Below are 23,063 nucleotides of genomic sequence, written 5' to 3' on the forward strand. Positions count from 1 at the left end.
CTGTAGGTGTTGTGTAGGTTCTGCCGAGCTTCCGGCGGTGGGGTTTTGGTGTGAAAGTGGTGCTTGGGCGCGTTTTTACACCAATATGGGGGTCAAAACTCGGAAAAGCGTACCTATCAACAAAATTGTTGTGGGCCGTTGCAATTTTCAGGATGGCACGGCGTAGCATGAATTTCACCATGCTTTCCATGGATTTTCATGTCTCCTGCCGCAGGAACAGCTTCCGCGGATTGACGTAAACAGTTCATAAAGCACATTGGGAAAACCAAAAAACGGAAGATTCAAGGAAGTTTGAACATGTCAGATTCCAAGAAACCGCAGCACGTGATTGATGAGGTCGATGTTGCCCTCATCGGCGCCGGCATTATGAGCGCCACCCTGGGAGCGATGCTTCGTACCCTGGAGCCAAACTGGTCGCAGATCGTCTTCGAGCGCCTGGACGCCCCCGCAGAAGAGTCTTCCTCCCCATGGAACAACGCAGGCACCGGCCACTCGGCTCTTTGCGAGCTCAATTACACCCCAGAGGTCAACGGCAAGATTGATATTGCCAAGGCCGTGGGCGTGAATGAGAAGTTCCAGATGTCGCGCCAGTTCTGGTCCTACCAGGTGAACCAAGGCGTACTTCCCAATCCACGAGAATGGATCAACCCGGTTCCGCACGTTTCCTTTGGCCGCGGTGAGCAGCAGGTTGCCTACATCCAGAAGCGCTTTGAGGCCCTGGAGAACCACCCGCTGTTCCCGAACATGCAGTACACCGATGACCGAGAGGAGTTCACCAAGCTCCTGCCGCTGATGGGGGAAGGGCGTTCCCCACACGAGCCCGTTGCCGCTTCCTGGACTGACGCCGGTACGGACATCAACTACGGTGCACAAACCAAGCAGTTCTTGGCGGCTGCTGAGCGCGAGGGTACCGAGATCCGCTATGGCCATGAGGTGAAGAACCTCCAGCGCGACGGCGCCCGTTGGAAGATCACCGTGAAGAACGTACACACCGGAGATACCCAGGTGGTGCGCGCAAAGTTCGTGTTCGTGGGTGCGGGCGGCATGGCGCTCCCACTGCTGCAGAAATCCGGTATCCCAGAAATTCGTGGCTGGGGTGGCTTCCCGGTTTCCGGCATGTGGCTGCGCTGCACCAATGAGGAGATCATTGAGCGCCACGCGGCAAAGGTGTACGGGCAGGCATCTGTGGATGCTCCACCAATGTCCGTGCCACACCTAGATACCCGCGTGATCGACGGCAAGAAGGGCCTGCTGTTCGGCCCTTACGCTGGGTGGACTCCGAAGTTCCTCAAGACCGGCACCTACTTTGACCTGTTTAAGTCCATCCGCCCATCCAACCTCCTGTCCTACGTCGGCGTGGGTGTACAGGAAATGGGCTTGACCAAGTACCTCATCACTGAGGTGGTCAAGGACCAGGCGGCCCGTATGGAGACCCTGCGCGAGTACATGCCAAACGCCAAGGATGAGGACTGGGAGCTTGTGGTTGCTGGTCAGCGCGTCCAGGCGATCCAGCCAGTGGCCGGCCCAAGCTTCTCCACGTTGGCCTTTGGTACCTCGCTCATCAACTCTGCAGACGGCACCATCGCAGGTCTGCTGGGTGCATCCCCAGGTGCCTCCATTGCACCAGCGGCAATGGTGGAGCTACTGGAGCGTTGCTTCGGCGACCACATGGTGGTGTGGGGCGACAAGATCAAGGAAATGGTCCCCTCCTACGGCATCAAGTTGGCAACCAACAAGAAGCTGTTTGAGGAAATGTGGGAGTACACCCAAAAGACCCTCGAGTTGGAGAAGTAGTACCCTAGGGTGCATTGTTCGGCACTTGTTGCCACTTAAAGGAATCCAATGCACCTAGGAGTTGAGCCGAGTTGAGTACGCCCACAGCCGGAGCCTCACGCACCAAGCCCTCGTTCCCATTTCCGGCGGTGGTTGGTCAGGATCAGCTTCAGTTGGCGCTGATCCTCAACGCCATCACCCCAGGGATCGGGGGCGTGGTGATTCGTGGGGAAAAGGGCACGGCCAAAACCACCACGGTCCGTGCCTTCGCAGCGCTCCTGGACGGCGCACCTCTAGTGAACCTGCCCATCGGTGCAACCGAGGACCGTGTGGTGGGCAGTATCGACATGGAAACGGTGCTCACCACCGGCAAGGCGACCTTTAACCCAGGTCTCCTGTCCCAGGCAGACGGCGGTGTGCTCTACGTTGATGAGGTGAACCTGCTCGCCGACCACCTGGTGGATGCTCTCCTGGACGCAGCGGCCACCGGCCAGGTCACCGTGGAACGCGACGGCATCTCCCACACCACCCCCGCGAGCTTTGTGCTGGTGGGCACCATGAACCCTGAGGAAGGCGAGCTACGCCCGCAGTTGTTGGACCGCTTCGGCTTGGCCGTGGACGTGGCAGGCAGCAAAGACGTGCAGGTCCGGGCAGAGATCATCCGCAGGAGACTCGCCTTTGAAGCAGATCCGAACGCCTTCGCGCACAGCTACGCGGAACAAACGGAGCAGATTGCGCAGCAGATCCGCCAGGCAAAAGCCCAGGTAGAAAATGTTGTGCTGAGTGACACCAGCCTTATGCGCATCGCGCACATCTGCGCCGCTTTTGACGTGGACGGCATGCGTGCAGACCTGGTGATCGCCCGCACCGCCATCGCCCACGCCGCATGGCGCGGTGCTGACGCAGTGGAGGACCAGGACATCAAGGTGGCAGCCGAACTCGCGCTGCCGCACCGTCGCCGCCGCGATCCCTTTGATGAGCCGGGTCTTGACCAACAACAGCTCGAAGACACCCTGGACCAAGCGCAGCGCGAGATCCCCGATTCTGGCCCCGATTCTGACACCGATCCAGAGACGGCACCGGAAACCAACGGGGAAGACCAAGCACCGGAGCCACCCCAGACGCAGTTTGATGGGCAGTCTGATGGGCAGTCTGATGGTCAAGGGGGTCGCGCCGAGCTCGGCGCCCCCTTTCGCACTGCGCCCGCTGCGCCGCGCGGGAATGGGCCAGCAGGGAGTACCAGGTAGGCGCTCCAAGGCCTACTCCTCCCACGGCGCCAACGTTCGCGCCGTCACCCAGGGCCACGGCATACACCTGGTGGGTAGTGTGCTCGCCGCCGCCGAGCGCGGGGCCGCGATTGACCAGGGTATGCTCCAACTCGCACCTCAGGATCTGCGTGGGGCACTGCGCGCAGGGCGGGAATCGAACCTCATCGTGTTCGTGGTGGACTCATCGGGGTCCATGGCGGCGAAAGATCGCCTCGCAACTGTCACCGGAGCGGTGCTGAGTCTCCTGCAGGATGCCTACCAGCGCCGCGACAAAGTGGCGGTGATCAGCGTCCGCGGCGCAGCCCCGGAACTCATTCTCCCGCCCACCGGCTCCGTGGACGTAGCGGTGAAACGCCTGAAAGAAGTAGCCACCGGCGGGCGCACCCCGCTTGCCGAGGGGCTAGTGATGGCACATCAGGTGTTCACCCGCCAAGCGCGCAAAGAACCCGGCCGCAGGGGAATCATGGTGCTGCTTTCCGACGGCCGCGCCACCGCAGGAGCCGGAATGGCAGGGGCGCGCGAGGCCGCGAGGAGACTTGCGGGAGAAGCAGACCTTGGCAGCGTCGTGATTGACTGCGAAGCCCAAGGTAGGGTCCGCCTGGGACTTGCCAGGGAGCTTGCGGTGCAGCTCGGGGCGCCGTGCGTGCGTTTGGAGGAGCTTTCCGCGGACGCGGTGGCCGATGTGGTGCGCGCGCTCTAGTGCCGGCCGCTGGTACCGTATTTGTGCGAGAGCTTCGGTAGAACAGGAAGGTAGTGGCAGCGTGCCTCAAGGTAAGGTTGATCCGGCAAACATCCCAAACGACGGGCTCACCACCAGGCAGCGCCGCCTGCTGCCCATCACCGCAGTGCATACGGGTGAGGGAAAGGGGAAGTCCACCGCCGCGTTCGGGATGGCCATGCGCGCTTGGAACCAGGGCATGAACGTGGGGGTATTCCAGTTTGTGAAGTCCGCCAAGTGGCGCGTGGGGGAGGAAAGCGTGTTCAAGCGCCTCGGTGAGCTGCACGAACAGACCGGCGAGGGCGGCGCCGTTGAGTGGCACAAAATGGGCGAGGGCTGGAGTTGGTCCAAGAAAGCCGGCACCGAGGAAGACCACGCCCGCGATGCCAGTGAAGGCTGGGAGGAAATTAAGCGCCGCCTGGCTGATGAGGCCCATGACTTCTATGTGCTCGACGAATTCACCTACCCGATCAAGTGGGGCTGGGTCGACGTGGATGATGTAGTGGACACCCTGCGCAACCGTCCCGGTACTCAGCATGTGGTAATTACCGGCCGAAACGCAGACCCCAAACTCATTGAGGTGGCGGATCTGGTCACGGAAATGACAAAAATCAAGCACCCAATGGACCAGGGGCGCAAGGGGCAAAAGGGCATCGAGTGGTAGGCGCGCCGGCCCCTGCCGCCGGTGTAGTGATCGCAGCAACCAGCTCCGGGTCAGGGAAAACCACAATTGCAACGGGCTTAATCCGGGCGCTTTCCGCCACCATGAAGGTGGCGCCGTTTAAGGTGGGCCCGGACTACATCGACCCTGGTTACCACGGCCTCGCCGCCGGTGGTGTGGGCCGCAACCTGGACTCCGTGATGTGCGGCGCGCAACGCATGGCGCCGATGTATGCACACGGTGCGCAGGGCGCGGACATTGCGGTTGTGGAGGGTGTGATGGGGCTTTTCGACGGCCGCATCCCCGCCCAAGGCCAGCACCAGGTGGGCTTAGCTCAAGGCTCCACCGCAGAAATTGCAGCGCTGTTGGGGCTGCCGGTGGTGCTGGTGGTGGATGTTCGAGGCATGAGCCAGTCTGTGGGTGCCGTGGTGCATGGCTTTGCCAGCCACAGCGACCAAGTGCAGGTGGCCGGCGTGATTTTGAACAAGGTGGGCACACCTCGGCACGCCGAGGTGTGCACGCAAGCAGTGGAGGCTTACGGGATTCCCGTGCTCGGCGCGATCCCCAGGGTGGATGACGCCGAGGTGCCCTCCCGCCACCTTGGGTTGGTAACCACGGGGGAGCTCGGCGGGGTAACCGACACCGTGGACTCCATGGCGCAGATGGTTTCCCAGCACGTGGACCTGGATGCGCTGGTGGCACTCGCACGCAGTGATGTGCAGGTGCCCGCCTGGGACCCCAAGGCGGAGGTGGGCGATGCGCTGCCGCAGGGGAGTGTGCGCATTGCCATGGCCGGCGGTCCGGCATTTTCCTTTACCTATGCAGAACACGTGGAACTGCTGCGCGCGGCGGGCGCCGAGGTGATCGACTTTGACCCCCTAAGCGAACCGCTGCCCGAATGTTCCGGGCTAATCATCCCCGGTGGATTCCCCGAGGAACACTGCGCACAATTGGCCGCCAACACCCTACTGCGGGAACAGGTGCGCGCACGCATCGCAGAAGGCATGCCGGTCCACGCGGAATGCGCGGGCCTGCTGTGGCTGCTCGAGGCGCTCGACGGCCACGAAATGCTGGGCGTCATCCCCACCAGCGCAGCCATGGGACGCAGGCTCACCCTCGGTTACCGCGAGGCCGTGGCACTGCACGATTCCCTGCTCTACCAACAAGGCGAGCGCATCCTGGGCCACGAATTCCACCACACCGCACTTGAAGCGCAACAGTTGGAAGGCTTTGCCCCGGCCTGGGGCTGGCGCGCCTTCGACGGCAGTAACAAGCAAGAAGGGTTCATCCAGGGCAACGTGCACGCCAGCTACCTGCACGTCCACCCGGCCTCCACGCCGCAGGCGGTCCGGCGCTTTGTCCAGGCCTGCCACGCAGCTGGTGAAGGGCCAGTGGGGCGCTAGGTGCCGCAGTAGGTGATGATCTCTGGGGCATCCGGCCCCGGCCCCACTGCCAGCGGGTCCAACGCCGCAGCCTCGGTGATCGCCTCAAAGGGGTTGGTCACTTTGGCAAACACCTGCTCAAAGGGGGCAAAGTCGCCGCGCTCGGCATCCTTGAGCACCTCTTCCACCACGTGGTTGCGGGGGATATACACCGGGTTGGAGCGGCGCATCGCCGCGAAGTCCGGTTCCAGGCAACGCCAACGCTGCTCCCACTGCTCAACCCCAGAGGGCACGATGCCTTCAGCAAGCCCGCGCACCGTGGCCGTGTAATCCAACGCGCCGGCCTGCATGAAGTCCAAAAACTCTTGGGCCAGGGCGCCGTCGGAGACGCCGAACGTGGAGGCGGTGGCGCGTCGGTACGCCTGATCGAAGTGCTGCTGGAACGTGCCAAGCTGCTCCACCAGCACCTGCTCGCCGGCGAAGGGCAACAAGCATTCGGCAAAGCGCGCCAGGTTGAAAGCCATCACCTCGGGCTGTGCGGAGAAGCGGTAGCGCCGCGTGGTGTCGATGGAGCTGAACTTCGCATCGGGATCGTAGGAATCAAGGAAGGCACAGGGGCCATAATCGATGGTCTGACCGAACAGTTGCACGTTATCCGTGTTCATCACCCCATGCACAAAGCCCACCTTCATCCACTGGGCAACCAACGCCGCCTGACGCCGAACCACCTGATCAAACACAAAACCTGCCTGCTCGGCTGGGGAAACATCATGCGGAGCCTCACCCGGAGCACCACTCAGGAGGGAATACGTGTGGCCCAGCAGCCGCTGGAGCACCTCATGCGAGCGCATAGCCACAAACTCAAAGGTGCCCACTCGGACCTGAGATGCCGCCACCCGCACCAACACCGCGCCGGGCTCCACCTTCCTGCGCTGCACCTTCTGGCCGGTGGTGAGTACCGCAAGGGAACGGGTGGTGGGGATACCAAGGGCGTGCATGGCTTCTGAGACCAGGTACTCGCGCAGCATGGGGCCAAGTGTTGCCAGGCCGTCGCCGCCGCGAGAAAACGGGGTGCGGCCGCTGCCTTTCAGGCCCACTTCCGCGGGCTGGCCGTTGAGACCTTGCGGGATTTGACCCAGGGTGAGCGCTCGGCCATCGCCTAGGGAAGGGACAAGCTGGCCAAACTGGTGGCCTGCGTATGCCGCCGCGACGCCCTGGGCACCTTCCACGGCCTCCAGGAGCTCGGTGGCACTGATCCCGAGCTGTGCCCCGAGATCTTCATTGAAGGCGGCCACCTCAAGCTTGGGGAAGGGTGCTACCCGGACCTCGGCGCACAACTCGGGGAGGTCACGCTGGAACGTTGTGGGCTCAAACTGGGGCTCAAACCTGCGCTCAACCATGGCCCCACCTTACCTGCTTGCCCCAAGGTGCTTATCCGCGAGCAGCAGGGCTAAGCTATGCAACTATGAGTTCGCACGAGCCAAGCAACCAACACCACCTCCAGTCCCACGCGCACCCCGTTGCACTCATCGGCGGTGGCCCCGGCGCCTGGGACCTCATCACGGTGCGCGGCATGCACCGCCTGCAAGAGGCGGAGGTTATTCTGTGCGACCACCTCGGACCCACCGTGGAACTGGACAAGCTGTGCGACACCAGCAACAAAGAACTCATTGACGTGTCCAAGCTGCCCTACGGCAAGCAGGTGGCTCAGGAGAAAATCAACGAGCTGCTCATCGAGCACGCGCTCGCCGGCAAGAAAGTGGCACGGCTCAAAGGCGGCGATCCCTATGTATTCGGGCGAGGGTTCGAAGAGCTGCAGGCACTCGCGAAACGCGGCATTGCCTGCGAGGTGATTCCCGGCGTGACAAGCGCAATTTCTGTCCCAGCGTTGGCTGGCATCCCCATCACCCAACGTGGGGTGGTGCACAGCTTCACCGTGATTTCCGGGCACGTTCCCCCGGGGCACCCAAGCTCCCTCAACGACTTCCGCGCACTCGCCCACACCGGCGGCACGCTCGCGGTCATCATGGGCGTGAAAAACGCCCCGCACATCACCCAAGCCCTCATGGATGCCGGCATGGACCCCAACACCCCGGCCGTGGTTATCCAGGAAGGCAGCACCGAACAACAGCGCTCCTACCACTGCACGCTGGGAACACTCGCGCACAGCATGAGCGAGCACGACGTCCACCCGCCGGCCGTGTACGTAATCGGTGAGGTAGCCGGACTGGGCACCTAGCTCACCACCATCGTGAGCTGCGAACTTCCCTCATCGAGCTCAATCCGGTGGCCGGCTGCGCGGGCGATTTCCGCCACATCTTCGGCTGTGGCTGGTGTGGCTGCTCCTGCTCCTCCGGCGAGCGCGAGGTCGCGTGCGAGTAAACCTTTGTAGTGCTTGTTGAAGTGGCTCACTACCTTGCGGGTGCCGTCGGGAGCCTCGGTTTCCACACGCACCGTCACCGCACCTTTTCGTTTTCCGAGCTGCTGGTAGGTGCCCGAACGCAAGTCCACCACGAGCCCGTCTACCGCTTCGAGTGCCCGGCTGATCTGCGTGCCCCAACGCGCCTTCATGGTGGGGGTGTTTCCCTTGGCGTCTGGCAGCTTGGTCCCGCCGGAGAGGCGGTACTTGGGGATCAAATCCTGCGCCATCACCACCCCGAACAACGCATCCCCCACAGCCAGGTGCCCCCATGCCTCCTGCGGGAGGGAAGTGGCGTTGAGGGCGTCGAAAAGCACCCCCGTGAACCTGTGCAGCGCCGGCATGGTGGGGGAACTCAGCACCTCCAGATTCGCCTCCGCCTCGCCGCGCAGCGACTCCGAAATTCCAAGCACACCGAGCGCCGTTCCGACGTCCAACGCGCGCAGGTCCTCTAAGATTTCCCGGCGCGTTTCGGTGAGCTGGGGGAAGGAGAGGGAGCCAAGATCCAACGCGGGGCCGTTGCCGCCTGCTGCCTTGGTTTCACTCGGGGGCAGGATGATCAACATGGTGGTTCACCTTACCGTTTCCCACGGCTCCCATGTGGAGCCGGTGCACCCACGGTGTGTAAACTGCGCAGTTATGATTACTCGCCTTTCCACCCTCTTTTTGCGCACACTGCGCGAGGACCCCGCAGACGCAGAAGTACCAAGCCACAAGCTGCTCGTGCGAGCAGGCTACATCCGACGCACCGCCCCCGGTGTGTACACCTGGCTACCACTGGGCCTGAGGACCCTGCGCAAAATTGAGGCCGTAGTCCGTGAGGAAATGGACGGCATCGGCGCCCAGGAACTGCTGTTCCCGGCCCTGCTGCCACGCGAGCCATACGAGGCCACCAACCGCTGGACTGAGTACGGTGACGCGCTGTTCCGCCTTAAGGACCGCAAAGGCGCGGACTACCTGCTGGGCCCCACTCATGAGGAAATGTTCACCAATGCGGTGAAGGATCTCTACTCCTCATACAAGGACTTCCCGGTGACGCTGTACCAGATTCAAACCAAGTACCGCGATGAAGAGCGCCCACGCGCCGGCATCTTGCGCGGCCGCGAGTTCGTGATGAAGGACTCCTACTCCTTTGATATGACCGATGAGGGGCTGGGTGAGTCCTACCTACGCCACCGGGAGGCGTACCAGCGGATTCTGGATCGCCTTGGCGTGGAGTACGTGATCTGTGCCGCCACCTCCGGTGCGATGGGCGGCTCGGCTTCCGAAGAGTTTTTGGCAGTGAGCGAGAACGGTGAGGACACCTTTGTTCGCGCCACCGAAGGGGACTACGCGGCCAACGTGGAGGCTGTGGTTACCCAGCCGGGCACCGAACTGCCTTTGGAGGGCCAGCCGGAAGCCAAGGAGTACGACACCCCTGCTTCAGAGACCATCGCCACCCTGGTGGAATGGGCTCGAAATGAGGGCATCCAGATTGACGGGCGCGAAGTGGAGGCTTCTGACACCCTGAAATGCATCGTGGTGAAGGTTCAGGAACCAGGCGCTGAGGAGCCGGAGCTCACCGGCATCTTGGTGCCAGGTGACCGCGAGGTAGATATGAAGCGCCTGGAGGCTTCACTGGAACCAGCCAGCGTGGAGCTGGCTAGCGACGAGGATTTCAAGAACTCCTCCTTCCTGGTCAAAGGCTACGTGGGACCCCGCGGCCTCATTGCCAACGGCGTGAAGGTGCTCGCGGATCCACGCGTTGCCAAGGGCACCGCGTGGATCACCGGTGCAGACGCCAAGCAACGCCACGTGGTGGGTCTGGTGGCCGGGCGCGACTTCGAGGTGGACGGCTTCATCGAGGCAGCCGAAATCAAAGAAGGCGACCCCGCACCGCAGGGTCAAGGCGTGCTCACCCTTGCCCGTGGCATTGAGGTTGGCCACATCTTCCAACTCGGCCGCAAATACACCGAGGCCATGGACGTGCAAATTTTGGATGAAAACGGCAAGCGTGCCGTGCCCACAATGGGTTCCTACGGCATCGGCGTCTCCCGCCTCATGGCAGTGCTCGCCGAGCAGCGCCACGACGAAAAGGGCCTGAACTGGCCACTCAGCGTGGCGCCGTACCAGGTGCACGTCGTAGTGGCCAACAAGGACCAAGAGGCCCTCGACGCCGGCGACGCAATCGTGGCCGAACTCGACGCCGCGGGCGTTGAAGTGCTCTTTGACGATCGCCCAAAGGTATCCCCAGGCGTGAAGTTCAAAGACGCCGAGCTGCTGGGCATGCCAATCACCGTGGTGCTTGGCCGCTCCTTCAAAGACGGCATCATTGAGGTGCGCCGCCGCGATGGCGAAACTCTCGAAGTAGCCGCTCAAGACGCAAAGGACGAGGTCTTGCGGTTGATCCGCGGCTAAGAATTCTAGGCTCCGGCTCCGGCGGAGGCGGGGGCGCTGAGCCGTAGAGCGTAGGAGGCAAAGGCTTCGGTCTTTGCCTCCGCTGCTATGTTGGCCCATGTGCTGCTGGTGCTGCGTAGTAGCTCATCTACGGCAATTGCAGCGGTGGCTTGGTCTACGGGGACCGTGGCCGAGGGGGCAAAAGCATACGCCGGGAGGGCTGCGGGAACATCGCCGGTTGGGGCCAATAGTGCTTGGAGGTGCGCCACACGCTCGGTGTGTACTTGGTGCGCCCGGTCGATGCGTGCGGTTGTTGCTGGGTCCGCGAATGCCCGAGCCACATCCAGGCCATAGAGCAGCTTGTATTCCTCCTCCAGGCCGGTGCGTAGGGCAGTGGCCCAGTCCGATTCCGATTCCTGTTCTGGTTCTTGAGCCTTGTCCTGTGGTGGCTGGTCGGAGCCCTCCAATGCCGGTGGCTCCTGCGTTACCTCACCGTCCGAAGACGCAGGCAAGGTGGTGTACATCTGCGCTACCAGGAGCCTGGACTGCTCGGGGAGCGCAAAGAAGAGGTCTTCCACCTGACCTGCAGCCTCGGCTGGCTCTACTGCCTGGGAGGAGGAGATGGTGGCGTCGATAGCCTGCTCGCTGCAACTTTCGGGGACGCTGCCGTCTTCGCGGTGCCCGCACACCCGGATCATCTCAGCGCGCAACGCCGCCGCATCATCGGGGCGGTCTGCTTGCGCGGTGGCTGCGAGTGCCGCGAGGTGGGCATCGGGCAGCGGCTGAGGGTCAAGCACGCTGCAACCGGCGAGGCCGAGAGGCAGGAGGATCAGGCTGACCGCGGCGATGGGGGAACGGGGATGCACAGCCATTCACCATACACGCTGGGTAAGCGTACCGACGTGAACGTGTCTGCGTTGCGATAGGGTGGAACGCATGGCCTTCCCAACCAATGAACAGCTCTTAGCCCACCTTGAACCCCTCGCGCTGCGCCACAACGTAGACATTGAAAGGGTGAAAACCAATAAGGCAGGCAAGAAGTCCCTAGTTTCGGTGGCCGTGGACGCAGACACCCCACCAGATCTGGACCTGCTGGAGGTCATCTCCAACGAGGCCTCCGCGCTGTTCGACTCCCTGGAGGAGGCCGGCACGCTGAACTTCGGTGCGGGCTACACCCTGGAGCTCACTACCTTCGGTGTGGGCAACCCGCTGACCCTTCCGCGGCATTGGCGGCGCAACCGCGGCCGACTCGTGGCGCTCAACCAGGACGGCAAGAAGCGCACCGCCCGCATCGGCGCGTTGTCTGAAGACGAAACCCAGGTGATCCTGATTTCGCGGGACAAGAAGCGCGTGGTGGTAGACGTTGCGGAAGTAGCGCAGCACACCGGGGCAGTGGTAGAAATTGAGTTTGCTGCGCCAGCGGCTGAAGAAGTTGAGGTGGCGCAGATGGGCTTTGCTGAGGCGGCAGCGGTGGCTACTACGGCTACTGCTTGAACCCGGCGGTGAGCTGAAATAATTGAACAACAAGCTACAGCGCTTGAGCGCTAGACCGCTATTGCAACGTGAAAGCATGCATGCACACGAGTAAGGAACACAAGTGAATATTGATACCGGCGCCCTGTATGACATTGAGCGCGAGCGCGGCATCGCCGTGGATGAAATGCTGCGCACCATCGCCGCAGCCCTCCTGCACGCCTACTACGAGTACAAGGAAACCGAGGCAACGCCAACCCGCAAGGCACGCGTGGAGATCGACCGCGCGAGCGGCCAGGTGAGTGTGATCGTTTCTGAGTACGACGAAGAGGGCGTGCTGCAAAGCGAATACGACGACCTCCCCGTCAATTTTGCCCGCCAGTCTGCCTCTGCGGTGCGTGACGCCATTGTGCGCCGCTTGCGCGAGGCGGAGTCGGAAATCGCCTACGGCGCCTACTCGGAGTACGAAGGTCGCGTGATCTCCGGCCTGGTGCAGGCGGATGATTTTGCCGCGAAGAAGGGCATTGTGGTGGTGCACCTTGGCACCGAGGCCGATGGTCAGGACGGCCTGCTTCTTCCTGCAGAGCAGTTGCCGGGCGAAAAGCTGCGCCACGGTGACCGTGTGAAGTCTTACGTGGTGAGCGTGAACCGAAACGGCGCAAATTTGCAGATCAACCTTTCGCGCACTCACCCCGAGCTGGTCCGCGGGCTGTTTGAGTTGGAGGTGCCAGAAGTTGCAGACGGCTCCGTGGAAATCGTCTCCATTGCCCGCGAAGCTGGCCACCGTTCCAAAGTTGCCGTGCGCGCAACCGTGAAAGGCCTCAACGCCAAGGGCGCCTGCATTGGCCCGCGTGGCCAGCGCGTGAGCAACATCATGAAGGAGCTTGGCGGGGAAAAGATTGACATCATTGACTTCTCCGAGGACCCAGCGACTTACGTTGGCAACTCACTGGCCCCCTCTAAGGTCATCAGCGTGGAAGTGTTGAACCTGGAGGAACAAACTGCTCGCGTTGTAGTGCCGGAATACCAACTTTCGCTCGCGATCGGCAAGGAGGGGCAAAATGTGCGCCTCGCTGCACGCTTGACAGGCTGGAAGATCGACATCCGTTCCGACGCCGCCCCGACGGACTAGCGGGGCAGGGCTGCCAAGGCTACTAGGGCTGCTAGGGCTGCTAGGGCGCGGCAATTCCCACATTCCGGGGCATTTGCCGTACACTAGTGGGCGGCCCCGAGTGCTGGCTGAGTACCAGCCGAAGATGGGCGCTTATTGTTTGTGCGGTTTGTGAGGAGAACTGGGTGAGACGAAGGGCTGAGAACGCTAGCCAGCGCGCTAGTGAACTTGCCTCTACCCACACAGCACCTACCCGCACCTGCATAGCCACCCGCGCAAAAGCACCTGATCACCAGTTGCTTCGCGTCACGCTGGAACTAAAGGACGGACAATGCGTTGCTGTTCCTGATCCACGCAGGCGCGCGCCTGGCCGCGGAGCCTGGCTCACCCCATCGGTAGAAGCACTCGAAATGGCCTTGCAACGCCGCGCGTTTCAACGCGCGTTCAAGGTGTCTACCACGGTAGACGCAGGTCCTGTACGAAAGTACTTGAGCGAAAGCGCAACCTACCCCTGTAAGGAAGACCGAACACTGATGAGCACAACATGAAGCATCAGCGATGAACGTCATGGCAATCAGGTAGGAAATCGAGCACTGTTAGCCCCTCCGGGTCACTCGATTTCCTCCACAACACAAGGAGAATAGTGCCCGGAAAGCTACGCGTACACGAGCTCGCAAAACAGCTCGGCGTTACCAGCAAGGAACTGCTCGCCACACTGAAAGAACAAGGCGAGTTTGTGAAAACCGCTTCTTCCACCATTGAACCGCCAGTGGTGAAGAAGATGAAAGAATTCTACGGCGCAAATGAAGCTGCCGCAGAGGCAAAGCCAGCAGCGGCTCAGCCAGCAAAGGCAGCCGAAAAGGCCCCTGCTGCACAGGATTCAGCGCCAGCCGCACCAAAGCCAGCCGCGCCTAAGCCCGTTGCGCCAAAGCCGGCGGCGCCCAAGCCTGCGGCAGGGGAGAAAGCCCAGCCGTCTGATCCCGCTCAGACCGCTCAGACCGCTGCGCCACAGGCAACCCCTGCTTCACCAAAGCCAGCGGCACCAAAGCCCGGTTTCAGCAACGCGCCATCTGCTAATGCCACTGCCAATTCCAATTCCAGTGGCGGTGCTGCGGCAATGCCACGCCCGCAGGCGAAGCCAGGCCCCAAGCCTGGTGCCCGCGCGCCGCGTGTGGCAAACAACCCATTCTCTACGGGTAGCTCCGAGCGCCCAGCGCCACGCCCAGGTGGGCGCGCCGGTGGGCAACCTCGCCCCGGTGGTGGCAATGCTGGTGAGCGCGGCCCACGTCCGGGCGGCAATGGTCGCCCAGGCGGCAACCGCCAGCAGGGTGCTGCAGCCGGCGCCGGTGGCTCCGCGGAGCGCCAGGGCGGTGGGCGTCGCCCATCTCCAGCGATGATGCCAACCCACCCGAACCCAGGCCAGATGCCCACCCGCGCCAGCGGTGGCAACCGTGGCCGTGGCGGTCAGGGTGGTCCAGGTGGCCAGTCCGGCCCAGGTGGCTTCGGTGGCCGCGGTGGTGGCGGTGCAGGTGGTCGCGGCGGACGTCGTGGCGGCACCGCGGGTGCATTCGGCCGCCCAGGTGGTGCTCCACGCAAGGGCCGCAAGTCCAAGCGTCAGAAGCGCAACGAGTACGAGGCAATGCAGGCACCAAACGTCATCGGTGGCGTGCGTTTGCCTGACGGCGGCGGCGCAACCGTGCGTTTGGCGCGCGGCGCATCGCTCAGCGACTTCGCCGAGAAGATCGGCGCAGAGCCAGCAGCACTCGTGCAGGCACTGTTCAACCTCGGCGAAATGGTCACCGCAACCGCCTCCGTGAGCGAAGAAACGCTCATGCTGCTCGGTGAAGAAATGAACTACGAGGTTCAGGTTGTCTCCCCAGAGGACGAGGACCGTGAACTCCTGGAGTCCTTCGATCTGCAGTTCGGCGAGGACGAAGGTACCGAGGAAGACCTGGCACAGCGCCCACCAGTGGTCACCGTGATGGGTCACGTTGACCACGGTAAGACCCGCCTTCTGGATACCATCCGTAAGGCCAACGTCGGCTCCGGCGAGGCCGGCGGCATCACCCAGGGCATCGGTGCGTACCAGGTGTCTGTGGATGTTGAGGGCAATCAACGCAAGATCACCTTCTTGGATACCCCAGGTCACGAGGCCTTCACCGCCATGCGTGCCCGCGGCGCAAAGTCCACGGACATCGCCGTGCTGGTGGTCGCTGCCGACGACGGCGTGATGCCACAGACCGTGGAAGCGATTAATCACGCGAAGGCAGCGGAAGTGCCAATCGTGGTTGCTGTGAACAAGATCGATAAGCCAGGCGCCTCCCCAGAAAAGATCCGTGGCCAGCTCACCGAGTACGGCCTGGTTCCTGAAGAGTACGGCGGCGACACAATGTTCGTTGACATCTCCGCAAAGCAGAACATCAACATTGATGGCCTGCTGGAAGCGGTGCTGCTCACCGCCGACGCCGAGCTAGATCTGCGCGCGAACCCAGACATGGATGCCCAGGGTGTGGCAATCGAAGCACACCTGGACCGTGGCCGCGGCCCAGTGGCAACTGTTATCGTCCAGCGCGGTACCCTCCGCGTGGGTGACTCCGTGGTTGCCGGTGACGCCTTCGGCCGCGTGCGCCGCATGGTGGACGAACACGGTAACGACGTTGCCGAGGCCGGCCCATCTCGCCCAGTGCAGATGCAGGGCCTCAACGGTGTACCGGGAGCAGGTGACAACCTGCTCGTGGTGGAAGACGACCGCGTGGCACGTCAGATCGCAAACCAGCGCAACGCCCGCAAGCGCAACGCCCTGGCCGCCAAGGCACGCAAGCGTGTGTCCCTGGAGGATCTGGATTCCGTGCTCAAGGAAACCTCCACCCTCAACCTCATTCTCAAGGGCGACAACGCCGGTTCCGTGGAAGCACTGGAAGAGGCGCTGCTCAAGATCGAGGTGGACGACGAGGTACAGCTCAACATCATCGACCGCGGTGTTGGTGCCGTCACGCAGACCAACGTGACCCTGGCCGCCGCTTCCGACGCCGTGATCATTGCCTTCAATGTTCGCGCAGAGGGCAAGGCCACCGAGGAAGCAAATGCCGAGGGTGTGGACATCCGCTACTACACGGTTATCTACCGCGCACTGGAAGAGGTGGAGCAGGCACTCAAGGGCATGCTCAAGCCAATCTACGAGGAGCGGGAGATCGGCCGCGCAGAAATCCGCGCGATCTTCAAGGCATCCGCAGTGGGTCTCATTGCAGGTTGTATGGTGGAGTCCGGCAAGGTGCGCCGCAACGCAACGATCCGTTTGTTGCGCGACGGCAACGTGGTCACCGACAGCGCAAAGATCGAATCCCTGCGCCGTGAAAAGGACGACGTCACCGAGGTTTCCGCAGGCTACGAGTGCGGTATGGTGCTCAGCTACCCAGATATTCAGGTAGGCGACATCATCGAGGTATTCGAGCAGGTGGAGGTCCCACGCGACTAACCAACGCTCGCACACATGCCCTCCCGCAACGGTTCGCAGTTCCGCACCTGGTGGGAGGGTTTGTTTGTGCCCCCAAGGGTCCTGCAGACTGCTGAACACCGAACGCAGAACACAAACAGTACAATTGTGTGCTGTTGAGGCGGCGGCCTAGGCCGTGGTCCGTGAAATCTTCCCAACACCTCCAAAGGAGCAACTCATGGCTGATCATGCACGCGCTGCACGAATGGCAAAACGCATCCAAACAATCGTCGCCTCGGCCATCGAGCGGGAAGTCAAGGACCGTCGCCTGGAACTTGTGACGATCACGGACACCCGCGTGACCGGGGATCTTCACGACGCCACCGTGTTCTACACCGTCCGCGGCAAGAGCATTGACGCCGAGCCGGACCTCCAAGCCGCCGAGGAGGCACTGAACCGGGCGAAAGGCCAACTGCGAAAGATCGTCGGTGACCAATTGAGCGTCCGCTTCACCCCAACCCTGCGGTTTGAGCTGGACACTGTGCCCGAGGCCTCCGCCGCGATGGAGGACTTGCTCGCCCGCGCCCGCGCCCGCGATGCAGAGCTCGCCGAACTCAAGAAGCACGCAACCCCAGCGGGCGAGGCGAACCCGTACAAGAGCAGCGCAGAAGGCAGTGATGAATGACCAAAGTTAGTGCCTCCCACCTCGACTGGGGTGCTGCCAGCGCCGCGGTGCAGGCGGCAGGCAGCGTTGCGGTGGTGGGGCATTTCAATCCCGACGCCGACGCCATCGGCTCCGTAGCAGCCACCGTCGCGGCCTTGCGGCAGATCGGGCACCAGGCAATCGGCCTGGTGGGGCAGCCGGAACCCTTTTCAGAATCCCTGCTGCACATCCCCGGTTCCCAGGAGATCCTGTGCACCACCGCGCTGCCCAAGGCAGATCTGGTGATCGTGGTGGATTGCGGCTCGCCCTCTCGCACCGGTGGCCTGCAGCAGGCAATCGAAGCCTTCCAAGGCGAGGTGATCGTGGTGGATCACCACTCCACAAACCCCCTGTTCGGCTCAATCAACTTGGTGGACACCGCCGCGGAGTCCACCACCGCCGTGCTGGCACAGTGGTTTGAGTACCTCGGGGTGCGCCTCGACCATGACATCGCTTATGCGCTCTACGCCGGCTTGGCCAGTGACACCGCGGGGTTTCGCTGGGGCAGGCCCGAGATGCACCAGCTCGCTCAGCGCCTCCTAGAGTTTGACCTGGACATTGCCGCCATCAGCGCAGCACTGTTCGACGGCTCCACCGTGGATGAGATCCGCATGATCGGCCACGTCGTCTCCCAGCTCGAGCTCGGCCACGCAGCGGGGATCCCGGTTGCGGTGGCAACCGCGCACTACGAGATCATCAAGGACTCCTCCTACGCCGCAGTGGAAAAGATTGTCGACGCCATCCGGGGCACCTCCTCCGCCGAGGTAGCAGTGGTATTCAAGGAGTTGCACCGAGGCTTCTGGACGGTATCCCTGCGCTCATCCAGCCTCAACGTGGCGCAGGTAGCCAAGAGCCTTGGCGGCGGAGGCCATGTGCGCGCCGCCGGATACACCACCCACGGCAACCCAGCGGAAATTACTCGAGAGGTGTTTGAAGCCATTGCGGCAACCAAAGGTTAGCCACCCGAACAACCAGCCCGAATCAGCCAGCAAGGTTTCTGCGTGGACCATTCTCGCTTTAAGCCTGCCCACCCTCGGCGTGCTGGCGGCAACGCCGCTGTTTCTGCTGCTGGACACCGCCATGGTGGGCAGGGTAGGCGGAGGAGCGCTCGCCGCGCTCGGCGCCGGCAGCGTGATTTACGCTCAGGTGACCACGCAACTCACGTTCCTTTCCTACGGCACCACGGCTCGCGCCTCAAGGCTTTTTGGCGCCGGGAAACCGGAGGCCGCTGTGGCCGAGGGACTCCAGGCAACCTGGCTCGCTGGGCTCGTCGGCAGTGCACTGACTCTGCTGCTGTGGGTGGGTGCGCCTTGGTTTGCCGGACTCCTTGCGGGAGCGGGGGCCTCTGAGGTTGCTGCACAGGCCACAAGCTGGCTGCGCGTGGTGGCCTTCGGTATTCCGTTTGTGCTGGCGGCGATGGCGGGCAATGGTTGGCTGCGCGGAATCCAGGAGACCACCCTGCCGCTGGTATTTACGCTCGCCGGCGTGTTACCGGGTGCAGTGGCAGTGGTGCTGCTGGTGAACCGCTACGGGCTCATCGGGTCTGCGTGGGCCACGCTGCTCGGGGAGGTTATCACCGGCGGCCTGTTTGCGGCGGCGCTGGCGCGCTTTCACAAGGGGAGCTGGCGCCCGCAGCCAAAGGTGTGGAAACAGCAGTTGATCCTTGGGCGTGACCTGGTGCTACGTTCGCTGAGTTTTCAGGTTTCCTTCCTTTCCGCCGCAGCCGTCGCCGGCCGGATCGGTCCGGAGGCGCTCGGTGGGCACCAAGTGCTCATGCAACTGTGGAACTTCTTGGCGCTCGTGCTGGATTCTTTGGCGATTGCCGCCCAAACGCTGGTGGGTGCCGCGCTGGGCTCGGGCAGCGTGGCCTTGGCACGCGCACTCGGTGTGAAAGTGACGCGCTATTCCGTGGTGTTTTCACTGGTACTCGCTGGTGCGCTGGCCGCCGGGGCGCAGGTCGTGCCGCGGTGGTTTACCTCGGACCCGCAGGTGCTTGGCGCGATCGGGGAGACCTGGTGGCTGCTCGTGGGGCTCATCGTGATCGGCGGCGTGGTGTTCGCACTGGACGGTGTGCTGCTCGGCGCGGGCGACGCGGTGTTCCTCCGTAACGCAACCATGCTCAGCGCGGTGTGCGGCATCGTACCGGGCGTCTGGCTCGCGTACTTCCTCGGCACCGGCCTGGCAGGAGTGTGGTGGGGAATCGTCGCCTTCCTTCTGCTGCGCCTGGCGGCCGTGGTGTGGCGTTTTCAATCGATGCGCTGGGCTCGCGTTGGGGATTAGGTAAGCTATACAGAGCTGTTTGGCTGTGCGAAGAAGGAGGCGAGACCATGGGGCAAACCCTTTGGGCAGTGTCCGACCTCCACGCCGCCGTCAAGCGCAACCTCGCAGTGGTCGACGAAATCACCCCGAACGACCCCTCCGACTGGCTCATCGTTGCAGGTGACGTTGCGGAGCGTACCGACGTCATCCTCAAGGTGCTCAACCGTCTGCGGAAACGCTTCGCCAAAGTGATCTGGGTGCCCGGCAACCATGAACTTTTTGCTAGCTCGGATGAGCCCCACAAGGGCCGCGAGAAGTACGAATTGCTCGTGGACGGCTGCCGCAGAATAGACGTCCTCACCCCGGAAGACCCATACCCGGTTTTCGGTGACGTCACCGTGGTACCCCTGTTCACGTTGTACGACTACTCCTTCCGCCCGCCGGGATCCACCGTTGAACAGGCCATCAGCGCGGCGCACGAACGCGGCGTCGTGCTCACCGATGAGTTCAGCATCGCCCCGTTCGTGGACATCCGCGCGTGGTGCTGGGACCGCTTGGCCTACTCCGTGAATCGCCTCAGCCGCGTGAGCGGCCCTACCATTTTGGTGAACCACTGGCCGTTGGTGGTGGAACCAACTCAGCAGATGTACTACCCGGAGATCGCGCTGTGGTGCGGCACCAGGCACACCCGCACCTGGCCGCAGCGCTACAACGCGCAGCAGGTGATTTTTGGCCACCTCCACATCCCTGGCACCACCGTGGTTGACGGTGTGGCTCATCATGAAGTGTCCCTGGGCTACCCGCGGGAGTGGCGCAACAACCTCCCAGGGCGCGAGTGGCCGGTGCCCATCCTGGAGGTGGGCAATGCTTGACGCCTCACTGTTCCCGCCGGCAGCACAGTTCGCGCAGCTCGAAGTGCCGCCCGCCGAACACAACTTGGAGAACTTCGCCAGGCTGCATCCACTGGAGCGAGCGCTCGTCTCCCATGCCGTCGACGCACGCAAGGCCGAATTCGGCGACGCCCGCTGGTGCGCTCACCAAGCTCTTGCAAAACTTGGGCGAGACGCCGGTGGCCCGATCCTGCGCGGTGAGCGCGGCATGCCCCTGTGGCCCGCCGCAGTGAGTGGATCACTCACCCATACCGACGGCTTCCGCGCCGCCGTCTGCGCCCCGAGTCTGCTCGTGCGCTCCATGGGACTCGATGCCGAACGCGCTGAACCGCTCCCGGAAGGGGTAGTGGGCTCGATTGCGCGCGTCTCCGAGTTGGCCCAGTTGGAGCGCCTGCGTGAAAACAAAGGGATTACCTGCGCGGATCGCCTGCTGTTTTGTGCCAAGGAAGCCACATACAAGGCGTGGTTCCCGCTCACACACCGCTGGCTTGGCTTCGAGCAGGCGGAAATCGACCTGCGTGACGACGGCACCTTTGTGTCCTACCTCCTCGTGAGGCCCACCCCGGTGCCGTTCATCGAGGGAAAGTGGAAAGTGGCCGATGGCTACATCGTGGCCACCACCGCAGTGCTCTAACTCGGAGCGGTGCTCTAACTCGGAACTTGGGCGCTAGAGCGTGCTGGGCCGGGCCACGAAAGTGGTGGACAAACGCTTGCCCTTCTCCTTTACCAGCGCCACTGCCAGGCCTTCCTCGGTGACCGCGGCGTGCACCCCGCGCAGCCCCCTGGGCTCCATCCATTTGCCCATGGCCAGCGCCTCCGCCTCGGCTTGCGTTACCTTCAACACGGGGAAGCTCGCGGCGAGGGCTTCATCGAGGGTCATGGAAAGCTCAGGGGCCTCCTGCAGCTCTTCGAGCGTCTTGGCGCGGTCCAGCCCAAATGCGCCCACGCTGGTGCGGCGCAGCGCGGTGAGGTGTCCGCCAGTGCCCAACATTGCACCCAAGTCCCTGGCAAGCGAGCGAATGTAAGTTCCAGAGGAGCAGTCCACCTCCACGTCCAGATCCACCCACGGCTGCGCGGTGCGCCGCGCCAGGATGTCAAAGCGGTGCACGGTTACGGGGCGCGCGGGAATCGCCACTTCCTTGCCCTCCCGGACCAGCTCGTGGGCGCGTTTGCCGCCCAGTTTGATCGCGGAAACACTCGCTGGGACCTGCATGATGTCGCCGGTGAGCTGGGCTACGGCTCCCGCTATTGCTGCATCGGTGAGTCCGGAGGCATCCGCCGTGGAAAGAAGCTCGCCTTCGGCGTCGTCAGTGCTCGTTGCGGCCCCGAGCCGGATGGTCGCGGCGTAGGACTTCTCCGTGGTCACCAGGTGCGCCAGGAATTTGGTGCCGCGCTCGATGCCCAGCACCAGCACCCCGGTAGCCATGGGATCGAGCGTGCCCGCGTGCCCCACTTTTTTGGTGCCAAAGATGCGGCGCAGTTTGCCTACTACGTCGTGGCTGGTCAGCCCGGCGGGTTTGTCCACAATAACGAGGCCAGGGCGTGAAAGCGGGGAGGAGTTCATAAGTAGATAGTGTATGTCGTAGGGTGGTGGACGTGGACATTTGGCATGGTATTGATGAAATTACGGAGGACCTGAGCGCCTCGGTAGTCACCATTGGAGTGTTTGACGGCGTACACCGCGGGCACCGCACACTCATTCACGCAGCCACAACCAGGGCAAAGGAACTTGGGGTGCCAAGCGTGCTGCTCACCTTCAACCCGCACCCACTGGCGGTGCTGCGCCCACAACACATGCCGCCGATGCTCGGCACGGTGGGCCAGCGCGCAGATTTCGCCGTAGGCCTGGGCATTGACCACATGCTCGCCCTGAACTTCACCGCGGACCTTGCGCGGCTGAGCCCCGAGGAGTTTTTCACCACGGTGCTCATGGACACCCTGCACGCCCAAACCGTGGTGGTGGGGGAGAACTTCACCTTTGGACACAAGGCCGCCGGCACCACCGAGACCCTGCAGGAACTCGGCCAACGCTATGGCGTGGAGGTGCAGGTGTTGGAGCTACTCGCGGAAGATGGCACCGTGCTGAGCTCCTCGATGATCCGCGCGGCCCTGCAGGAAGGCAACGTGGAGCGCGCCAACTGGGCGCTCGGGCGCAACTTCTCCATCTGCGGCCAGGTGGTGCGCGGCGCCGGCCGCGGCGGCCGTGAGCTGGGCTACCCAACCGCAAACCTGTATTTCCCTGATACCCAGGCGCTGCCAGAGGACGGCGTGTACGCGGGGTGGTTCCGGGTGATTTCCCAGGCCCCGATCGACGGCGACATGCTCCACGGGCAGAACTATCCCGCCGCCATTTCGGTTGGGCACAACCCAACCTTCGGTGATGAACGCCGCAGCGTGGAAAGCTACGTCATCGGCCAGCACGCAGACCTCTACGGGCACACTGTGGAGGTGGAGTTTGTCCACCGCGTGCGCGGGATGGAGAAATTCGACTCCCTGGACGAGCTTTTGCAGGCAATCAGCAAAGACATCGACGTCACCTGCGAAGTCCTCGGCGTCAGCCCAGCACACCGCGGCGGCGCCGCCCACCACCAATAGGA

General features: G+C 63.1%; 21 protein-coding genes. 17 read left to right on the plus strand and 4 right to left on the minus strand.

The genetic code is table 11. From position 1 onward, the window contains the following. Positions 1-297: 297 nt before the first annotated feature. The 5 genes from mqo to NQ018_RS01245 all read left to right on the plus strand — a co-directional run bounded on the left by mqo (position 298) and on the right by NQ018_RS01245 (position 5,823). On the plus strand, positions 298-1,794 hold the full coding sequence (gene mqo, locus NQ018_RS01225; RefSeq protein WP_257057684.1) for a malate dehydrogenase (quinone): 1,497 nt from the start codon (positions 298-300) through the stop codon (positions 1,792-1,794). Positions 1,795-1,865: 71 nt separating this feature from the next. After that, positions 1,866-3,020 (plus strand): magnesium chelatase ATPase subunit I, encoded by a 1,155-nt coding sequence (locus NQ018_RS01230; RefSeq protein ID WP_257057685.1) that lies wholly within the window; start codon positions 1,866-1,868, stop codon positions 3,018-3,020. Next, entirely contained in the window at positions 2,995-3,741 is a 747-nt protein-coding gene (locus tag NQ018_RS01235; RefSeq protein ID WP_257057687.1) for a vWA domain-containing protein, read from the plus strand. The genes NQ018_RS01230 and NQ018_RS01235 overlap by 26 nt, the downstream gene beginning before the upstream one ends. A gap of 61 nt (positions 3,742-3,802) precedes the next feature. After that, positions 3,803-4,423, plus strand: a complete 621-nt coding sequence (gene cobO / locus NQ018_RS01240; RefSeq protein WP_257057689.1) for a cob(I)yrinic acid a,c-diamide adenosyltransferase — start codon at positions 3,803-3,805, stop codon at positions 4,421-4,423. Next, positions 4,417-5,823, plus strand: a complete 1,407-nt coding sequence (locus NQ018_RS01245; RefSeq protein WP_257057690.1) for a cobyrinic acid a,c-diamide synthase CobB — start codon at positions 4,417-4,419, stop codon at positions 5,821-5,823. Before cobO ends, NQ018_RS01245 begins: the two co-directional genes overlap by 7 nt. On the opposite strand, the gene NQ018_RS01250 is transcribed toward NQ018_RS01245, so the two are convergent. After that, positions 5,820-7,202 carry a protein adenylyltransferase SelO family protein gene (locus NQ018_RS01250; RefSeq protein WP_257057692.1) on the minus strand — a complete coding sequence of 461 codons (1,383 nt, stop codon included), beginning with the start codon at positions 7,200-7,202 and terminating at the stop codon, positions 5,820-5,822. The two genes, NQ018_RS01245 and NQ018_RS01250, sit on opposite strands and share 4 nt — an antisense overlap. Positions 7,203-7,267: 65 nt before the next feature. Here NQ018_RS01250 and cobA point away from each other — a divergent pair, with 65 nt between their 5' ends. Then, positions 7,268-8,041 carry a uroporphyrinogen-III C-methyltransferase gene (gene cobA / locus NQ018_RS01255; protein ID WP_257057693.1) on the plus strand — a complete coding sequence of 258 codons (774 nt, stop codon included), beginning with the start codon at positions 7,268-7,270 and terminating at the stop codon, positions 8,039-8,041. On the opposite strand, the gene yaaA is transcribed toward cobA, so the two are convergent. Continuing rightward, positions 8,038-8,787 (minus strand): peroxide stress protein YaaA, encoded by a 750-nt coding sequence (yaaA, locus tag NQ018_RS01260; protein ID WP_257057694.1) that lies wholly within the window; start codon positions 8,785-8,787, stop codon positions 8,038-8,040. The genes cobA and yaaA overlap by 4 nt on opposite strands. A 73-nt stretch (positions 8,788-8,860) precedes the next feature. On the opposite strand from yaaA, the gene NQ018_RS01265 reads away from it, so the two are divergent. Continuing rightward, positions 8,861-10,618, plus strand: coding sequence for a proline--tRNA ligase (locus NQ018_RS01265; RefSeq protein ID WP_257057695.1), 1,758 nt, complete (start codon positions 8,861-8,863; stop codon positions 10,616-10,618). A 5-nt stretch (positions 10,619-10,623) separates the two neighbouring features. Here the strand turns inward: NQ018_RS01265 and NQ018_RS01270 are convergent, their stop codons facing one another. Beyond that, positions 10,624-11,469 (minus strand): hypothetical protein, encoded by an 846-nt coding sequence (locus NQ018_RS01270; protein WP_257057696.1) that lies wholly within the window; start codon positions 11,467-11,469, stop codon positions 10,624-10,626. A 64-nt stretch (positions 11,470-11,533) separates the two neighbouring features. Between NQ018_RS01270 and rimP the strand changes: the two genes are divergently transcribed. From rimP to NQ018_RS01315, 9 genes are all read left to right on the plus strand, one after another. Then, entirely contained in the window at positions 11,534-12,091 is a 558-nt protein-coding gene (gene rimP / locus NQ018_RS01275; protein WP_257057697.1) for a ribosome maturation factor RimP, read from the plus strand. Between the two features lie 103 nt (positions 12,092-12,194). After that, on the plus strand, positions 12,195-13,202 hold the full coding sequence (gene nusA, locus NQ018_RS01280) for a transcription termination factor NusA (RefSeq protein WP_257037246.1): 1,008 nt from the start codon (positions 12,195-12,197) through the stop codon (positions 13,200-13,202). Positions 13,203-13,366: 164 nt separating this feature from the next. Beyond that, positions 13,367-13,729 (plus strand): YlxR family protein, encoded by a 363-nt coding sequence (locus tag NQ018_RS01285; RefSeq protein ID WP_373566869.1) that lies wholly within the window; start codon positions 13,367-13,369, stop codon positions 13,727-13,729. Positions 13,730-13,824: 95 nt separating this feature from the next. Then, positions 13,825-16,656, plus strand: coding sequence for a translation initiation factor IF-2 (gene infB / locus NQ018_RS01290; RefSeq protein WP_257057699.1), 2,832 nt, complete (start codon positions 13,825-13,827; stop codon positions 16,654-16,656). 196 nt (positions 16,657-16,852) lie between these two features. Further along, a complete protein-coding gene (gene rbfA / locus NQ018_RS01295; RefSeq protein ID WP_257037243.1) occupies positions 16,853-17,299 on the plus strand; it encodes a 30S ribosome-binding factor RbfA in 447 nt (148 codons plus the stop codon). Next, entirely contained in the window at positions 17,296-18,276 is a 981-nt protein-coding gene (locus tag NQ018_RS01300) for a DHH family phosphoesterase (protein WP_257057701.1), read from the plus strand. The genes rbfA and NQ018_RS01300 overlap by 4 nt, the downstream gene beginning before the upstream one ends. Next, positions 18,257-19,597 (plus strand): MATE family efflux transporter, encoded by a 1,341-nt coding sequence (locus tag NQ018_RS01305; protein WP_373566870.1) that lies wholly within the window; start codon positions 18,257-18,259, stop codon positions 19,595-19,597. Before NQ018_RS01300 ends, NQ018_RS01305 begins: the two co-directional genes overlap by 20 nt. A 47-nt stretch (positions 19,598-19,644) precedes the next feature. After that, positions 19,645-20,448 (plus strand): metallophosphoesterase family protein, encoded by an 804-nt coding sequence (locus NQ018_RS01310; protein ID WP_257057703.1) that lies wholly within the window; start codon positions 19,645-19,647, stop codon positions 20,446-20,448. Further along, positions 20,441-21,100, plus strand: a complete 660-nt coding sequence (locus NQ018_RS01315; RefSeq protein ID WP_257037239.1) for a 4'-phosphopantetheinyl transferase family protein — start codon at positions 20,441-20,443, stop codon at positions 21,098-21,100. Before NQ018_RS01310 ends, NQ018_RS01315 begins: the two co-directional genes overlap by 8 nt. A gap of 33 nt (positions 21,101-21,133) precedes the next feature. Here the strand turns inward: NQ018_RS01315 and truB are convergent, their stop codons facing one another. Next, complete coding sequence (gene truB / locus NQ018_RS01320) at positions 21,134-22,030, minus strand: tRNA pseudouridine(55) synthase TruB (RefSeq protein ID WP_257057705.1); 897 nt, start codon at positions 22,028-22,030, stop codon at positions 21,134-21,136. Positions 22,031-22,053: 23 nt separating this feature from the next. On the opposite strand from truB, the gene NQ018_RS01325 reads away from it, so the two are divergent. After that, on the plus strand, positions 22,054-23,061 hold the full coding sequence (locus NQ018_RS01325) for a bifunctional riboflavin kinase/FAD synthetase (protein ID WP_257057707.1): 1,008 nt from the start codon (positions 22,054-22,056) through the stop codon (positions 23,059-23,061). Positions 23,062-23,063: the final 2 nt, after the last annotated feature.

The sequence above is a fragment of the Corynebacterium kozikiae genome (assembly GCF_024580965.1).
In the GTDB taxonomy this organism is placed as follows: domain Bacteria; phylum Actinomycetota; class Actinomycetes; order Mycobacteriales; family Mycobacteriaceae; genus Corynebacterium; species Corynebacterium kozikiae.